Origin of the sequence: Lactococcus sp. EKM203L (assembly GCF_011800585.1) — a bacterium.
GTDB classification, from domain to species: domain Bacteria; phylum Bacillota; class Bacilli; order Lactobacillales; family Streptococcaceae; genus Lactococcus; species Lactococcus lactis.
In genome coordinates this window covers 143122-159806 of sequence record NZ_JAALEQ010000003.1, presented here as the reverse complement: position 1 = coordinate 159806, position 16685 = coordinate 143122, and the positions used below count along the sequence as shown (strand labels likewise).

Below are 16685 nucleotides of genomic sequence, written 5' to 3'. Positions count from 1 at the left end.
CTATGATGAAATTAGTAAGAGATTGGAGGAGAATTAGAAGTAAAGAGACTAAAAAATTTAGTCAAACTGATGTTGTTTAGATTAGAGGAGGTTAATTATTATGCGTTATACAAATGGAAATTATGAAGCTTTCGTTCACCCAAGAAAACCAGAAAATGTTGATCAAAAATCAGCTTATATTATTGGGGCAGGCCTTGCAGGGCTTGCAACAGCAGTATTTTTAATTCGTGACGGTCAAATGTCAGGGGACCGTATTCATATTTTAGAAGAGTTACCGTTGTCAGGAGGTTCTCTTGACGGTTCCTTTATTCCACATGATGGTTTCGTTGTTCGTGGTGGACGTGAAATGGAAAACCATTTTGAATGTCTTTGGGACTTATTCCGAACAATTCCGTCATTAGAAGTGGACAATGCATCTGTTTTAGATGAATTTTATCGAATTGACCGGGATGACCCAAATTCATCTAACTGTCGTATTATCCATAATCGTGGTGAACGGGTTGATGATGATGGAAAATTTACCCTAAGTCCAAAAGCTCAAGAAGAAATAATCAAATTATTCATGACTAAAGAAGAACTACTTGTAGGTAAAACAATAGAAGATTGCTTTACTGATGAGTTCTTCGAATCAAATTTTTGGCTTTATTGGTGTTCAATGTTTGCTTTTGAAAAATGGCATTCAGCTATTGAAATGCGTCGTTACATTATGCGTTTCATCCACCATATTGAGGGGTTACCTGATTTTTCTGCCCTAAAATTTACAAAATATAATCAATATGAATCGCTAGTAAAACCATTAATTTCATACTTAAAAGATCATGGAGTTGATTTTAAATATGGAGCACAGGTTGAAAATGTTGAAGTTGACTTTTCAAATGGCAAAAAGGTAGCAAAAGCTATTGTATTTGCTGACAAAAAAATAAAAGAACTGACAGAAAATGACTTAGTTTTTGTCACAAATGGTTCAATTACAGAAAGTTCAACTCAAGGTTCACCAACACAAGCCGCTCCGAAAACTAGTGAACTTGGTGGCTCTTGGAAACTTTGGCAAAATTTAGCTAAACAATCAGAAGAATTTGGACATCCAGATGTTTTTTGTAAGGACATTCCAAAAGAAGCTTGGGTTGTATCAGCAACTGTCACTTGGAAAAATTTAAAGATTCAACCTTATTTTGAAAAATTAACACATCGTCAATTGCGTTCAGGAAAAGTTGTCACAGGAGGAATTATTACTGTTAAAGATTCAAATTGGCTCCTTTCATTTACAACTCACCGCCAACCTCATTTTAAAGAACAAAATGACCAAGAAACAGTAACTTGGGTTTATGGTCTTCTTTCAAATACACCTGGGAACTATATCAAAAAACCAATTGAAGATTGTACAGGTGAAGAAATCACTCAAGAATTACTTTATCATTTAGGAATGCCAGAAGAAGAAATTGAAGTATTTGTTAAAGAAAATACTAATACAATCCCAGTATATATGCCCTTCATTACTTCTTATTTCATGCTTCGTGAACCAGGGGATCGCCCTCTTGTAGTACCTGAACAATCAATCAATTTAGCGTTTTTAGGAAATTTTGCGGAAACTGAGCGTGATACAGTCTTTACAACCGAGTATTCAGTCAGAACTGCGATGGAAGCTGTTTATCAATTATTAAATGTTGATCGCGGTGTTCCGGAAGTCTATGCTTCGGCTTATGATTTACGAACTTTAGCAAGTTCAGCCTACTATCTATCAGATAAGCAAAAATTAGAAGATTTAGAGCTCTCATTTATTAAAAAACAAGCGCTCAAAGTTGGACTTAAGAAAATCAAAGGAACATATATTGAAGAACTTCTAGAAGATGCGGGTCTGATTTAAAAATTAAATGAAGTCACAAGAAATAGCGAAGGAGCAACCTTCGCTATTTTTGATACAATTATTCTTATGATTGAAGAAAATTTATACCAAGAGCTTGTTGAAATTAGACATTATCTTCATGCCCATCCCGAAATATCAGAAAAAGAAGTTGAAACGACAAAATTCATTCGTCAAAAATTAGCAGATTGGCAAATTGAAATAATAGATAGTCAGCTTAAAACAGGACTTGTTGCAAAAATTGGCTCAGGAAAACCGATTATTGCGCTAAGAGCAGATATTGACGCCTTACCTATTCTAGAAGAAACAGGATTAGAATTTTCCTCTGTAAACAAAGGAGCAATGCATGCTTGTGGTCATGACTTACATATGACTAGTCTTTTAGGAGCTGCTAAAATTCTAAAAGAGAAGGAAAGTCAGTTTAGTGGGACAATCAAACTTATATTTCAACCTGCCGAAGAAATTGGCGAAGGAGCCAAAGAAGTTCTAAAAACAGGATTAGTTTCAGATGTTCAAGCTTTTATTGGCTACCATAATATGCCTACTTTGTCAGCTGGAGTAATTGGCTTACGTGAGGGTGGAGTAATGGCAGCCGTTGAACGTTTTGAAATTTTAATAAGAGGTCAAGGAAGTCATGCGGCATATCCGCAAGAAGGTCAAGATTTGATTTTAGCTAGTGCTGCGATCGTTCAAAATCTACAACAAATTGTTTCTAGAAATATTTCACCACTGAGAGCTGCTGTTGTATCTGTCACACACATTGAAGCCGGAAATACTTGGAATGTTTTACCAAACAATGCCCGCTTAGAAGGGACAATAAGAACTTTTGACAACGAAGTACGTTCCTTAACAAAGAGAAGATTCAGTCAAATTATCGAGGCCACTGCAAAAGCTTATGATGTTGAACTAGAGATTAAATGGTTAATGGAAGCGGACCTCACGTTCAACGATTTCGAGTTGACAGATGTTATCAGGAAAAGAACCGAGCAATGGCATGATAAAGTGGTATATCCAGAGCCATCAAGTGCGGGGGAAGACTTTGCTAATTATCAAAAGCAAGCTCCAAGTGTCTTTGCTTTTATAGGTTCAAATGAACAAGGGGCCTCTGGACTTCATTTTGCTGATATGGTCGTTCAAGATGAAACTCTAAAAGTTGCTGTTGACTACTATTTGGAAAGCGCTCATCAATTACTTGAACATTTTAAATAAAAACTATTATTAGATAGTTTTTTATTTTTGAGTTTTTTTGGAAGAAAATGATAGTTAATGATTGATTTTGAAAGATAAAGGTGTTATAATGATTTTTGTAAACGAATTCAGGAGATGGAAATGTTAGCAAATGAAAGAAAAAGACGGATTGTTGACTATCTAAAATTAAAAAGAAGAGCAACGATTGAAGAACTTCTTACGTTAATGGATTGCTCTATATCGACGCTTAGGCGAGATTTGAATGAATTGGAAAAAGAAAAATCTTTAAGACGAGTTCATGGTGGTGCAGAACTTACACAAGACTTATCGGAAGAATTAAGTATTTCCGAAAAAACTTCCAAAAACATTCAAGAAAAAGAAGAAATCGCTCAAAAAGCATTATCGAAAATTAAAGATGGGGATATTATTTTTTTAGATGCTGGGACTACAACTGGTATCTTAGCTGAACTTATCAATCAATCTCATCTTTATTTAACGATTGTAACCAACTCTGTCAGTCATTTGGCAAAATTAACAGATGACCGATTAATCGTCTATCTGCTCGGTGGACGAGTGAAAAAGGTAACAGATGCAATAATTGGGAGTCAGGCTTTAGAACAACTTTCTGCTTATCAATTCAATAGTGCTTTTGTTGGAGCTAACGGCTTTGACAATGAACACGGAGCAATGACGCCAGACCATGAAGAAGCAGCAATAAAAGGACTAGCAGTCAAACAAAGCCAGAATGCTTTCATATTAGCCGATTCTTCTAAATTAGGACAAATGAGTTTTGTCAAATTTGCTAATTCTGAAGAAGTTGAATTAATTACCGAGAACAATTAGCGTTTGTTTTTAAATGAATCGTGTGAAAAAAATTTCACTAAAAGTTAGTATTTGCAAACCTACGTCTTACATAAAGGAGAATTATGATTTATACAGTAACACTCAACCCAGCACTTGACTACTTCATGAATTATGAAGAGTTAGCACTTGGTGAGGTGAACCGAACAGGGAAAACACAGATTTCAGCAGGTGGTAAAGGAATTATGGAAAGTCGCATGCTAAGTCTTGTAGGTGCCAAAAGCAAGGCACTAGGCTTTCTAGGTGGATTTTCTGGTCAATATATTAAAGATTTCTTAAATGAGAATCAGATTGATTCGGATTTCACAGAAATAGAAGATTTGACAAGAATTAATGTCAAGCTGAAAAGTCAGGAAAACGAAACAAGTCTTGATGCGGCTGGACCAAAACTTCAAGAAAGTGAAATTAATCATTTTATTGAAAAATTTGATCATTTGAAAGAAGATGATATCGTTGTCTTTGCAGGTACAATCCCTAAAAGTCTTGGTGAAGATTTCTATGAGCGTTTGATTGCTAAAGTCCAAAAGCAAAAAGCAACTTTTGTCATGGATGTTGATGGTCAAAAATTACTTGATTCGCTTCCTGCTCATCCCCTACTCATTAAACCAAACCGAGAAGAACTAGAAGCAATCTTTGAAACAAGCTTCAAAAATAATGAGCAAATCATTCCTTATGGTCAAAAACTTTTAGAAATGGGTGCTCAAAATGTTATCGTATCAATGGCTGGTGATGGAGCACTCCTCTTTACAAATGAGAAAGTTTATTTTGCTCAAGGGATTAAAGGAGAGTTAAAAAATTCTATTGGTGCTGGTGATTCGACCGTTGCAGGATTTTTAGCTGAATATAGCCAGTCTAAAGACCCGCTATTAGCATTTAGACAAGCAATCGCTTGTGGAACTTCAAAGGCATTCTCAGATGATATGCCAAGCCGAGCATTTTTGGAAGAAATTTATAAAAAAGTTAATATTTCAGAGGTGAAATGATGGAAATAAAAGATTTACTTAAAACAGAGGTTATGATTCTTGACCTCCAAGCAACTAGCAAAGAAGCCGTTATTGATGAAATGGTCAATAAATTAGTTTCTGAAGGTTATGTCAATGATTTCGCAACTTTTAAAGCAGGAATTATGGCCCGTGAGGCACAGACTTCAACCGGACTTGGCGACGGAATTGCAATGCCTCACAGTAAAAATACAGCGGTAAATGAGCCAGTCGTTCTTTTCGCAAAATCAAAAGTTGGTGTTGACTATGCCGCATTAGATGGACAACCTGTCAATCTTTTCTTCATGATAGCAGCACCAGATGGTGCTAATGATACTCACTTGGAAGCTTTAGCACAACTTTCAACTTATCTTCTTAAAGACGGTTTCCAAGATCGTTTGAGAAAAGTTGAGTATCCAAGAGAGGTCATTCAGCTTTTTTCTGAAAAACAAGAAGAAATTAAGACTGTTGAAAATGCTGAACATTATATTGTAGCTGTAACGGCTTGTACAACGGGTATTGCTCATACTTATATGGCTGAAGAAGCGCTTAAAAAACAAGCCTTGGAAATGGGCGTTGGAATTAAAGTTGAAACCAATGGTGCGCGTGGAATTGATAATAAATTAAGTGCAGCTGATATCCAAAAAGCAGATGCTGTTATTGTGGCTGCGGATAAGAAAGTTGAAATGAATCGTTTTGCTGGTAAAGAAATGGTTCAAGTTCCAGTTGCACATGCCATCCGAGATACTGAAGAATTAATTAATCGTGCACTTTCAGGTAAAGCACCAATCTATGAAGCAGACGGATCTGATGAAGTAAAAGAAGAATCATCTGGTGGATTAGGAAAAGCATTTTATAAACACTTAATGGGTGGGGTTTCTGCAATGCTTCCATTCGTTGTTGGTGGTGGGATACTTATTGCTCTTGCTTTCTTGATTGACCAAGCAATGGGAGTTCCTCAAAGTCAATTGGCTAATCTAGGAGTTTATCATCCTTTAGCAGCTTACTTTAAAAATGTTGGTGGTGCAGCTTTTGCCTTTATGTTACCTGTTCTAGCTGGTTTCATTGCCAACTCTATTGCTGATAAACCTGGTTTAGTTGCTGGTTTTGTCGCTGGTTCTATGGCATCTTCTGGTCTTGCATTTGGTCATTTAGATCCTGCTAAAATGATTCCGTCTGGTTTCTTAGGAGCCCTAGTTGGTGGTTTCCTTGCCGGTGGTGTCATTATCCTTTTACGTAAAGCTTTTGCAAAACTTCCTCGTTCACTTGATGGAATTAAAGCTATCTTGATTTATCCATTAGTTGGAACATTTATTACAGGTTTCCTAATGCTCTTTGTCAATATCCCAATGGCAGCAATTAATACCGGTCTCTCTAACTTCTTAGCGAGTCTATCAGGAGCATCTGCCCTTGTACTTGGTTTAGTTGTTGGTGGAATGATGGCTATTGACCTTGGGGGTCCAATTAACAAAGCTGCTTATATCTTTGCAACTGGTACTTTAGCAGCAACAGTTTCAACTGGTGGTTCAGTAACAATGGCTGCCGTTATGGCTGGTGGGATGGTTCCACCACTCGCAACTACAGTCGCTGTTATCTTGTTTAAAAATAAATTTACTAAAGAAGAACGCAATGCTGGTTTGACAAATATCGTTATGGGACTTTCATTCATCACTGAAGGGTCAATTCCGTTTGGTGCATCTGACCCCGCACGCGCAATTCCATCATTTATGATTGGAGCAGCAGTAGCCGGTGGTTTGACTGGTATGGCAAACATTAAATTGATGGCACCACATGGTGGAGTCTTCGTTCTCGCTTTGACAAACAATCCTTTACTTTATCTCTTGTTCATCTTGATTGGCGCAATTGTTTCAGGCCTATTATTTGGTGCATTGAAAAAAGCAAAATAAAAATGAATGAGAATAATAAGAGCGGTTTAATACCGCTTTTTTTGATATAATAGAGGAAGTAAACTGGGGGATTGGGAGAGATTATTTTGAGTTTTATTGCACTTTTTGAGCTGGCGCTTTTTTTCCTTAATGTTATATTATCCTTTGTCATTATTTTTAGGGAAAGAAAATCAACAGCGGCAACTTGGTCATGGCTCTTTGTAGTTAATTTACTGCCTATCATAGGCTTTATTTTATATTTACTCATTGGACGTGGCATTTCGCATTATCGTATTTTTAAAGACCGAAAAAGGTTTCAGTTGGGTTTTGAAAAACAATTAGAACATGCTGAAAAATCTTACACAGATCGATTATTTATTAAAAAAATGAGACAAAATCATGTAATTGGTCAGTTGATTCATATGCTTTATGTTGAAGAAAAATCAATTATTTCAACAAATACTGGTGTGAAAATCTTCAATGATGGACGTCAGAAATTTAATGCTCTGATTGAGGATATTAATAAAGCAAAACATCATGTTCATATGGAATATTATATTTTTCGGATGGATCGAATGGGTCATGAAATCTATGATGCTTTACTTGCAGCTGCAAAACGAGGAGTCGAAGTTAAACTTTTAATTGACGCTTGGGGTTCAAATAAAACAAAAATGTCTAATTTTAAAGAACTTCAGGAGGCTGGTGGGCATGTAGCGCAATTTTTTCCATTAATTATGCCTTTAGTTAATCCACGAACAAACTATCGTTTACACCGTAAAATTGTAGTTATTGATGGAATTATTGGATACACGGGTGGATTTAATGTTGGTGATGAATATGCTTCAATTACAAAGAAATTTGGCTATTGGCGTGACAATCATTTACGTTTGACTGGTGATATTGTTTATAGCCTACAACATCGTTTTATTTTAGACTGGAATTCTCAACATCATTTTGAAGTGACCGAGGGAGAGCCTTATTTCCCAGATTCGATTGTTGAAGGTCATGTAGCGACTCAACTTGTGACTTCGGGACCAGATGAGGACAAGGAGCAAATCAAATTAACTTACATGAAGATGATTTCGGGTGCAGAGCGAGAAATTATCATTCAAACCCCTTATTATATTCCGTCTGATGCTTTACATGAATCTATAAAATTAGCATTGTTATCGGGTGTACAGGTTAAATTATTGATTCCAAATAAGCCGGACCATCCACTGGTTTATTGGGCGACTTATTTCCATGCTGCTGATTTAGTTAAATATGGCGCGAAAGTTTATACTTACGAAAATGGATTTGTTCACTCTAAAACATTAATTATTGATGGAGAGTATGCCTCAGTTGGGTCAGCTAATTTAGATTATCGAAGTTTGCAATTATGTTTTGAAGCTAATGTTGTTATCTATGATTATGACATTTCTCAAAAATTACGAAATGATTTTATGAAGGATTTGAAATTGAGTCGTCCATTAACTTTAGAGCGTTATGAAGAACGTTCTAAGTTAGTTCGTTTTAAAGAAGGTTTAGCTCGTTTAATTGCACCAATGCTCTGATACCTATTATTAAAAATTGAAGTAGTAAGATTTATTGAAGAAAAAATTTAAAAGAGTAAGATGAAAATGGAGGAGAGAAATGGAGAATAAACTCAATATTGTGATTATTACAGGGATGTCTGGGGCAGGTAAAACGGTTGCCATTCAATCCTTTGAGGACATGGGTTATTTCACGGTAGATAATATGCCACCAAATTTAATTGAAAAATTTGTGGGCCTTTTGAATACACCAGATAATAAGATTGATAAAGTTGCCTTGGTTGTCGATATGCGTTCACGCGCTTTCTTTGAAGATATTCAAAGTATTGTGACTGAATTGACTGATAACGGGTCTGTTAATTTCAAACTTTTATTTTTAGATGCAAATGATACTGAATTGGTTTCAAGATATAAGGAAACTAGAAGAAGTCATCCTCTTGCTATTGATGGTAGAACGCTTGATGGAATTACTAAAGAACGTGAAATTTTAGCTGATTTAAAAAATCTTTCAGAAGTGGTTATTGATACAAGCGAATTGACTCCAAGAAATCTTCGAGCAAGAATTTTACAAAAATTTGCTTCTAGTACGGAATCTACATTTAGAATTGAAGTTATGTCATTTGGATTTAAGTATGGCTTGCCTTTAGATGCCGATTTAGTCTTTGACGTCCGTTTCTTGCCAAATCCGCATTATATTGCTGAATTACGTGATAAAAACGGAACAGATAAAGAAGTTTATGACTATGTTATGGAACATCCACAGTCGGAAGAATTTTATGAAAATTTGATGAAAATGTTAGTTCCAATTCTTCCAGCTTATAAAAAAGAAGGTAAATCAGTTTTAACAATCGCTTTTGGTTGTACGGGTGGTCAACACCGGTCGGTTGCTTTTGCTGAAAGAGTCTCTGCGGCTTTGAAGGATAAATGGCATCTCAATGTCAGTCATAGAGATAAAGACCGTAGAAAGGAAACGGTAAATCGTTCATGAGCAATCCAAAAGTTGTAGTTATTGGTGGAGGAACTGGAATTCCAGTTGTCTTAAAAGCACTTCGTAAAGAAAAAATTGATTTAACGGCTATTGTAACTGTGGCAGACGATGGTGGGTCTTCTGGGCGAATTCGTTCAGCGGTGAATATTGCACCGCCAGGTGATTTGCGTAATGTATTGATTGCCATGTCAGATATGCCCAAGTTTTATGCTGATATTTTACAATATCGTTTTGATAAATCTGATGGTGAATTAGCTGGTCATCCTCTGGGTAATCTAATTATTGCAGCAGTTTCTGAAATGCAGGGTTCAACTTATCGTGCAATTCAAACATTAGCTCAATTTTTTCATGTGGAAGGGAAAATTTATCCTTCGTCTGATGCCGCGTTGACCTTACATGCTGTTTTTAAGGATGGTCATGAGGTCTTAGGTGAAAGTCATATTGCTAGCTATAAGGGATTGATTGACCATGTTTATTTAACTCAAACAGCTAGTGGTGATAGTCCAGTTGCGTCCAAAAATGTAGTGAAATCAATTATGGAAGCAGATACCATTGTCTTGGGACCTGGCTCACTTTTTACTTCGATTTTACCTAATATCGTTATTCCAGAAATCTGCGAGGCCCTTTGGAAAACCTCGGCTAAAATTGTCTATGTTTGTAATATCATGACTCAGCGTGGGGAAACAGAACGTTTTTCAGATGCTGACCATGTTCGAGTATTAAATGAACATATTGGGACAAAAGTGATTGATACTGTCTTGGTGAATATTCAAGAAGTTCCTGAAGAATACATGAATACGAATAAATTTGATGAATATCTGGTTCAAGTTGACCATGATTTTGAGGCATTAAAAGCAGAGGAGGTCAACGTTATCTCTAATAACTTCCTTGAACTTCGTGACGGCGGAGCCTTTCATAATGGTGAAGCTGTTGCTAAAGAAATTGTCGCAATTTCACAAAGGCAAGAGTTTAGACATTAAAAAATTTACTGACAGAGTGTTTGTCAGTAAATTTTTATAAGAAAAAAGTCTGACAGAAAGAATAGAGCAGGGAAAAAATATCCTGTCCTGTATAGAAAGAATTATGAGTTTCACAAGTGATGTAAAAAAAGAATTAACAAGTAATTTAGCAACAACTGGAGCACTTTTGGCACTTGTCAGAATGAATGGCTCTGTGGGTATTTTTAATGGATTAACTTTATCGATTACGACTGAAAATGCTGGAACTGCTAAATATATTTATCAAATGTTAAGAGAACTCTACGATATTCATGCTGAAATTCGTGTTCATCAAAAGACTACGCTCTCTAAAAATCGGGTTTATACGGTTTTTATAACTGAGGGTGCGAGTGAATTATTAGATGAATTAAGTTTAGCAGATTCGTTGATGTTGGATAATGGTGTGCCAGAATTTGTTAAAAATGATGAATTTATCAAAAAGGACTATTTACGAGGAGCTTTTTTATCGGCAGGCTCTCTCCATAATCCTGAAAAAGGTGAGTATCAGTTATCAATTGCTAGTGTATATCAGGAACATGCGGAAGATTTACAAGAAATTTTTCGAGATTTTGGTTTAAATGCGCGCGTTATTGAAAGGAAAAATCGCTGGATACTCTATTTATCAAAAGCTGAAGAAATAATGGATTTCTTGACTTTAATTGGAGCGATGAAAGCAAGATTGAAATTTGAAGAGGCGAAGATTATGCGTGAAATGCGTGGTTTAGCTAATCGGCAGTCCAATTTTGAAAATGCTAATATTGCTAAATCAGTTATGGCGGCTCAAGAAGCAATTAATGCTATTCAATTTCTTAATGAGAGAAAAGAATTAGAACAACTTCCAGAGAATTTAAAGGAAATTGCTCGTGTACGTCTAGAAAATCCTGAAGCAACAATAAAAGAGTTGGGAGAGTTGCTTGAACCACCTTTAGGGAAGTCTGGAGTAAATCACCGACTTAGAAAACTTGTTGAACAAGCTAATGAGTTAAGAAAAATTGAGAATTAAAAAAACTAGCTAGATATTCTTGCTAGTTTTTTATACTTTGTCTTATTTCCACCCATTGAGGAAAAAACGAGAAACGATTTCAGCTTTTTCTATAAGTAAATTCATTGATAAACCTTTCATTCCTGAATTGAAAATACTTAAAATCAGAAGAAAATCTTCTTGGCTATAATCACTAGAAATTTTTCCTTCCGCCTGGCCTTTTTGAAAAAGTAATAGATAAATCTGCTTCTGTAAAGAAAGGGCATCATCACCTAGTAATTCAGGACTATTTGTATATTGAGTCATCATGTTTTCTGAAAAAATCGGCTGATAATGTTCAAGTTGCTGGATTTTTAATTGAAGAATTGCTTGATAAGTCTGATTAAAATCTAAATTACTTTCAATAAGAGTTTTAATTTCCATAGACAATTGATTGAGATTTTGCCTAATAACCTGGTTAATCAATTGATTTTTGCTATGAAAATATTTAAAGAGTATCACTTTTGAAACGTCTGCTTTGTGGGCAATTTCGTCAACGGTAATTTCTCTAATTATTTTTTGGTTTAATAAGTGAAAAGTGGTTTCTAGAATCGCTTTTTTCTTTTTTTCTGTTTGATTCATAAAAGTTCCTTTCAACTTGATTGGATTGGGTATTTACTATCAAAAATTATAGCTTTTTTCTTGAACTATTTCAAATGTAAGCGTACAATATGAACTATAAGTAATGATTCAGTACATTTTATGATAATAGAGGATAAAATTCAGGAGGAAGAAAGATGGATAAGCTAGTTGAGGTAAAAGGACTTCAAAAAAACTTTGGTCAATTTCAAGCCTTAAAAGATGTTTCTTTTGAGGTAAATGCTGGAGAAGTTCTTGGCTATATTGGCCCTAATGGTGCTGGGAAATCAACAACAATTAGAATTTTGCTTGGAATCATTCGAGCGACCCAAGGAAAAGTTCAAATTTTTGGTAAGGACGTCTGGCAAGATTCAATTGAGATTCATAAAAAAATTGCTTATGTTCCAGGGGATGTTTACCTTTGGCCAAATTTATCTGGCGGAGAAACGATTGATTTATTTTTAAAACTTCATGGAGCAATCAATCAAGAAAAACGAGACCAATTAATTAAAAAGTTTGATTTAAATCCTAAGAAAAAAGTTCGCTCTTATTCTAAAGGAAATCGACAAAAGATTGCGCTCATTGCTGCTTTAGCAACTGAGGCTGAGCTCTATATTTTTGATGAGCCAACGAGTGGTTTGGATCCACTTATGGAAGCCGTTTTTCAAGAAGAAGTAAAAGCACTAAAAGCTGCTGGCAAAGCAATTATTTTATCAAGTCATATTTTATCAGAAGTTGAAAAATTAGCTGATAGGGTAGCGGTGATCCGAAAAGGAGAGATTGTTGAAACAGGCACACTTGATGACTTGCGACATTTGACCAGATATCAGTATAAAGTTGAAACGGAGCAAGAAGCTGTTGGCTTAAAAGAATTATCTTCTGTTCATGATTTACAAATTAAAGAGAATGAAGCGACATTTCAAGCCGATTCAGATGCAATAGATGAAATTTTAAAAACACTCTTACTTTATGGGGTAAAGAAGCTGGAAGCCACACCGCCAACACTTGAAGATCTGTTTATGCGACATTATCAATAGGAGGCTTATTATGAAACAACCGCTTTATAATACAGGAGTTTTATTTAAGACTTTAATAAAAAGGGATTGGTTTAAGTTAGTTTTCTGGATTTTAGGCATGCTTGCTTTTGCTGCTTCAGGGGCAGGGAAAATGGAAGTTGCCTCGAATCCGGCGACGGCTAGTACTCTTTATACAATGTTTGTCAAAAATCCAGCAATGGTCGGATTATTTGGACCAACTCCAATAAATAATCCAACTAATTATAGTCTGGGGCCGATTTTTGGTCAAACCATGACTTTAATTACGGGGCTGACTTTCGCTATCATTTCGATTATTTATGTTGTTAATCGAAGCAGAAAAGAAGAAGATGATGGGATTACAGAACTTTTTCGGTCTTACTCTATTGGAAAATTGGCAAATACGACTGCTTTAGTCATGGAACTTTTGCTCTTACATTTAATAATGGCTGTCTTATTAGCTCTTTCAATAGAGGCCCAAAACGTGGCTGGCTTGAATCATTTAGAAAGTAATTTTCTATTTGCTTTCACAACAAGTGCTCAGGGTTTCCTTTGGGGAATGTTTGCTTTACTTTTCGGTCAAATTTTCTCTGAAGCAAGTACAACTAAAGGGATGACATTCGGTTTACTGGGTTTGTTATATATTGTTCGAATGCTAACAGATGTAACAAATCTTTCCATAGGTTGGTTCAACCCTCTGTCTTGGTCTTATCTAGCTTTTCCTTATGTTAAAGGTCATGAAAATTGGTTAGCTGTCTTTTGGACTTTTCTCTTAGCTTTTCTACTTTTAGGAATATCCTATATCCTAGAGCTTAAAAGAGATGTGGGAGTGGGGTATTTTCCCGAAAGAAAGGCGCGACTTCATGGGAAAAAGGGACATTTCGGATTTCCGGGTCTCGTTTTGAATCTTGAAAAAAAGATGATTATCGGTTGGCTTTTGGCAAGTTTTGTTCTGGGCTTAGTTTATGGTTCAATGTTTGGACAAATGGACCAATTTATTTCAAGTAATAAAATCGTTAAGGAGCTTTTTGTTGGGAATGAAACGGCAGCGAGTGCGATTAGAGGAAACTTCATGGTCACTCTGTTTTCGATATTGTCAATCTTAATCGCAGCGTTTGGTGTAATTTTACTGACAAAAATGGTGAGCGAGGAAAGAAAAAATCGTCTGGAAGCTCTTTATGCTTTACCACTTTCACGACTAAAAGTGTATTCCACTTATTTACTGACAGCTATTCTGTCAGTAATTTTAGCTCAGTTTTTAGCGCTTTTTGGAATATTTATTGAACAGTTGGGTAATAAAAATGCTTTGAGCTTCTTAGAAATTATGAAATCTGGCATGATTTGGCTTGTTGCTGTCATATTTGTTTTAGCAATACTTAGTCTGTTACTTGGGCTTGTGCCTCGTTTGGCAGAATTAATTTGGGTATATCTTGCTTTCTTACTTTTTATGACTTATCTTGGAAAATTATTATCTTTGCCAAAATGGCTTGAAAATTTAAGTATTTATAACTATATTCCTAAATTGCCAGTTGAGAAAATGAATCTTTCTAACGTTTTATTCATATTGATTTTATCTGTTTTATTAATTTTACTTGGCTTTGGAGCTTATAGAAGACGCGATTTAATCACTGGGTAAAATAAATAAAAAAGCTATCATAATTGATAGCTTTTTTTTATGAAAATTGATATTTTATAGATTACTTTCAAAAGTGTAAGAATAGTACTTACTAAGTATAGTAAAATAAATATATATAAATTAAGATTTAGGGGAGAATTATGAAAAAAATTATTATTTTTGCTGCTCTTGCAAGTGTATTTACATTTGGCGCTTTTAATTATCTAAAAAAACCGGGGAATGAGCTGGGAGTCTTGGCCACTAAAGCAGTCACACCTAAAATATTGAATCCTAAAAACAATGAAGTAAATGAGAAAAGTTTAGATAATTTTGCGAAGAATACCCATATAATTATATCGTCACCTGATAAAGAGAAGGCGATTGATGAGGTGGTAGAAGAAGAGTTAAATAAGAAAGATAATAAACTGAATAAGGATGAATTATACGCTCTATATAATAATTCAACTGAAGCATTAGAAAATACTAGCCGTTCAGTTGCAGATTTTATGAATGATATATTAGGAAGTAAATAGCGAATAGCTTGACTTTTAAATTGTAAAATGAACAACAAAATGTCGTATAAGCCTGATTTTACAGTATTTCTTAGCATTAATAAGAAATTTATGATAGAATGAATGAGTTATTTTATAAATACGCTTTCAGGAGAAAAATTATCATGATGAATCCGGCAGAAATTTTATCTGCGACCATTCACCACGGTCAGGAAAAAATTAAACGTCCATTTTTAGAAAAAGCTGTGCTTGGTTTTATTGGCGGAGCAATGATTTCCTTTGGTTATTTACTTTATATTAGAGTAGTAGCTTCCGTTGCTGAGGAATTAGGAAGTCTTGCGAGCTTAATCGGAGCAAGTGTCTTTCCAATTGGCTTAATTGTTATCTTATTGGGAGGTGGTGAGTTAATCACTTCAAATATGACAGCTGTATCAACTTCATTATTTGCTAAAAAGGTAAGTTTGAGTGATTTGCTTAAAAATTGGTTGCTTATTACTTTGTTTAATGTGATTGGAGCAATTTTTGTCGCTTTCGTCTTTGGACATCTCGTAGGATTGACTGGTACAGGAGATTATAAGACGGAACTTTTGAGTTTGGCTCAAGCAAAGATTAATGCGAGTTGGTCACAAGAATTTCTATCAGGGATTGGTTGTAATTGGTTCGTTGGTTTAGCTATGTGGATGTGTTACGGAGCAAAGGATGCGGCAGGGAAGATATTGGCCGTTTGGTTTCCAGTGATGGCTTTTGTTGCGATTGGTTTTCAACATAGTATTGCAAATGCTTTTGTTATTCCTGCAGCAATTTTTGAAAATGGAGCGAGCTGGCTAGATTTTGCTCATAATTTCTTGTTTGTTTATCTTGGAAATCTCTTAGGTGGATCAATTTTTGTAGCTGGTTTTTACAGTTTAGGGTATCGTAGACAGGCTAGAGAACAAGAAGAACTTAAAAATCAAGAATAAATAAAAAAAGTTACTGACAGAAAGTCAGTAACTATTTTTTTAACTGATGATAACGATTGTACCAAATCTCGACGTACTCTTTAGAAAAAGGTCCTTTTTCATTGTTAATCCAGTCAACAAGAATTTTGACATTTTCTTTTAGAATATGATCAATTTCTTTTGGATAGTGCATTTTGCGGCGGTGGCGTTCATATTCTTCAACATCGAGTAATTTTTTTTCTCCATCTTTGAAGACCTTCACGTCAAGGTCGTAATCAATATATTTCAGCGCTTCGTTATCGAGGACGAAGGGGCTCGCTAGATTGCAGTAGTAGCTAACGCCTTCCTCACGAATCATAGCAATGATGTTAAACCAAAACTTTTTGTGGAAGTAAACAATAGCAGGTTCGCGTGTCACCCAACGACGGTCGTCAGATTCTGTCACTAATGTGTGATCGTTTACTCCAATAATTGAATTTTCATTTGTTTTTAGAACCATCGTATCGCGCCAAGTGCGATGAAGATTCCCATCATGTTTATAGCTTTGAATCGTGATGAAGTCGCCTTCTTTCGGAATTTTCAAGGCTATTCTCTCTTTCTCAATTCAAAGTTCTCATCTATTAATATACCATTTTTTAAATGAAATTTACAGTAAAAATGTTTAGTTTAAGCAATAAATTACTAATAATTGT

General features: G+C 35.3%; 15 protein-coding genes. 13 read left to right on the top strand and 2 right to left on the bottom strand.

What is annotated here, in order from left to right; genetic code table 11:
* Positions 1–100: 100 nt before the first annotated feature.
* From HFD15_RS06565 to whiA, 9 genes are all read left to right on the top strand, one after another.
* The gene (locus HFD15_RS06565; protein WP_039115202.1) at positions 101–1864 is read left to right on the top strand and encodes an oleate hydratase; all 1764 of its coding nucleotides are present in this window, start codon (positions 101–103) and stop codon (positions 1862–1864) included.
* A 66-nt stretch (positions 1865–1930) separates the two neighbouring features.
* Positions 1931–3070: a M20 peptidase aminoacylase family protein gene (locus HFD15_RS06560; RefSeq protein WP_039115203.1), complete on the top strand. Its 1140-nt coding sequence runs from the start codon at positions 1931–1933 to the stop codon at positions 3068–3070.
* A 120-nt stretch (positions 3071–3190) separates the two neighbouring features.
* Positions 3191–3892: a DeoR/GlpR family DNA-binding transcription regulator gene (locus tag HFD15_RS06555; protein WP_010905655.1), complete on the top strand. Its 702-nt coding sequence runs from the start codon at positions 3191–3193 to the stop codon at positions 3890–3892.
* 83 nt (positions 3893–3975) lie between these two features.
* Positions 3976–4893, top strand: coding sequence for a 1-phosphofructokinase (gene pfkB, locus HFD15_RS06550; protein WP_058208386.1), 918 nt, complete (start codon positions 3976–3978; stop codon positions 4891–4893).
* A complete protein-coding gene (locus HFD15_RS06545) occupies positions 4893–6797 on the top strand; it encodes a fructose-specific PTS transporter subunit EIIC (RefSeq protein WP_023189394.1) in 1905 nt (634 codons plus the stop codon). Before pfkB ends, HFD15_RS06545 begins: the two co-directional genes overlap by 1 nt.
* 86 nt (positions 6798–6883) lie before the next feature.
* Positions 6884–8329: a cardiolipin synthase gene (cls, locus tag HFD15_RS06540; protein WP_012897598.1), complete on the top strand. Its 1446-nt coding sequence runs from the start codon at positions 6884–6886 to the stop codon at positions 8327–8329.
* 79 nt (positions 8330–8408) lie between these two features.
* Positions 8409–9296: an RNase adapter RapZ gene (rapZ, locus tag HFD15_RS06535; protein WP_012897599.1), complete on the top strand. Its 888-nt coding sequence runs from the start codon at positions 8409–8411 to the stop codon at positions 9294–9296.
* Positions 9293–10276 (top strand): YvcK family protein, encoded by a 984-nt coding sequence (gene yvcK / locus HFD15_RS06530; protein ID WP_033900040.1) that lies wholly within the window; start codon positions 9293–9295, stop codon positions 10274–10276. The genes rapZ and yvcK overlap by 4 nt, the downstream gene beginning before the upstream one ends.
* Before the next feature lie 103 nt (positions 10277–10379).
* Complete coding sequence (gene whiA / locus HFD15_RS06525; RefSeq protein ID WP_058208387.1) at positions 10380–11297, top strand: DNA-binding protein WhiA; 918 nt, start codon at positions 10380–10382, stop codon at positions 11295–11297.
* A 42-nt stretch (positions 11298–11339) separates the two neighbouring features.
* Here whiA and HFD15_RS06520 read toward each other — a convergent pair whose 3' ends face one another.
* Positions 11340–11897 carry a TetR/AcrR family transcriptional regulator gene (locus tag HFD15_RS06520; RefSeq protein WP_167593445.1) on the bottom strand — a complete coding sequence of 186 codons (558 nt, stop codon included), beginning with the start codon at positions 11895–11897 and terminating at the stop codon, positions 11340–11342.
* A 155-nt stretch (positions 11898–12052) separates the two neighbouring features.
* Here HFD15_RS06520 and HFD15_RS06515 point away from each other — a divergent pair, with 155 nt between their 5' ends.
* The 4 genes from HFD15_RS06515 (at position 12053) to HFD15_RS06500 (ending at position 16014) form a co-directional block, all read left to right on the top strand.
* Positions 12053–12931: an ABC transporter ATP-binding protein gene (locus HFD15_RS06515; protein ID WP_047206327.1), complete on the top strand. Its 879-nt coding sequence runs from the start codon at positions 12053–12055 to the stop codon at positions 12929–12931.
* Positions 12932–12941: 10 nt separating this feature from the next.
* The gene (locus HFD15_RS06510; RefSeq protein WP_058208389.1) at positions 12942–14564 is read left to right on the top strand and encodes an ABC transporter permease; all 1623 of its coding nucleotides are present in this window, start codon (positions 12942–12944) and stop codon (positions 14562–14564) included.
* A 140-nt stretch (positions 14565–14704) separates the two neighbouring features.
* Positions 14705–15076, top strand: a complete 372-nt coding sequence (locus tag HFD15_RS06505; protein WP_058208390.1) for a hypothetical protein — start codon at positions 14705–14707, stop codon at positions 15074–15076.
* A gap of 143 nt (positions 15077–15219) precedes the next feature.
* Positions 15220–16014: a formate/nitrite transporter family protein gene (locus tag HFD15_RS06500; RefSeq protein ID WP_033900036.1), complete on the top strand. Its 795-nt coding sequence runs from the start codon at positions 15220–15222 to the stop codon at positions 16012–16014.
* 31 nt (positions 16015–16045) lie between these two features.
* Here the strand turns inward: HFD15_RS06500 and HFD15_RS06495 are convergent, their stop codons facing one another.
* Positions 16046–16576, bottom strand: coding sequence for a DUF402 domain-containing protein (locus HFD15_RS06495; RefSeq protein ID WP_003130958.1), 531 nt, complete (start codon positions 16574–16576; stop codon positions 16046–16048).
* Positions 16577–16685 lie beyond the last annotated feature (109 nt).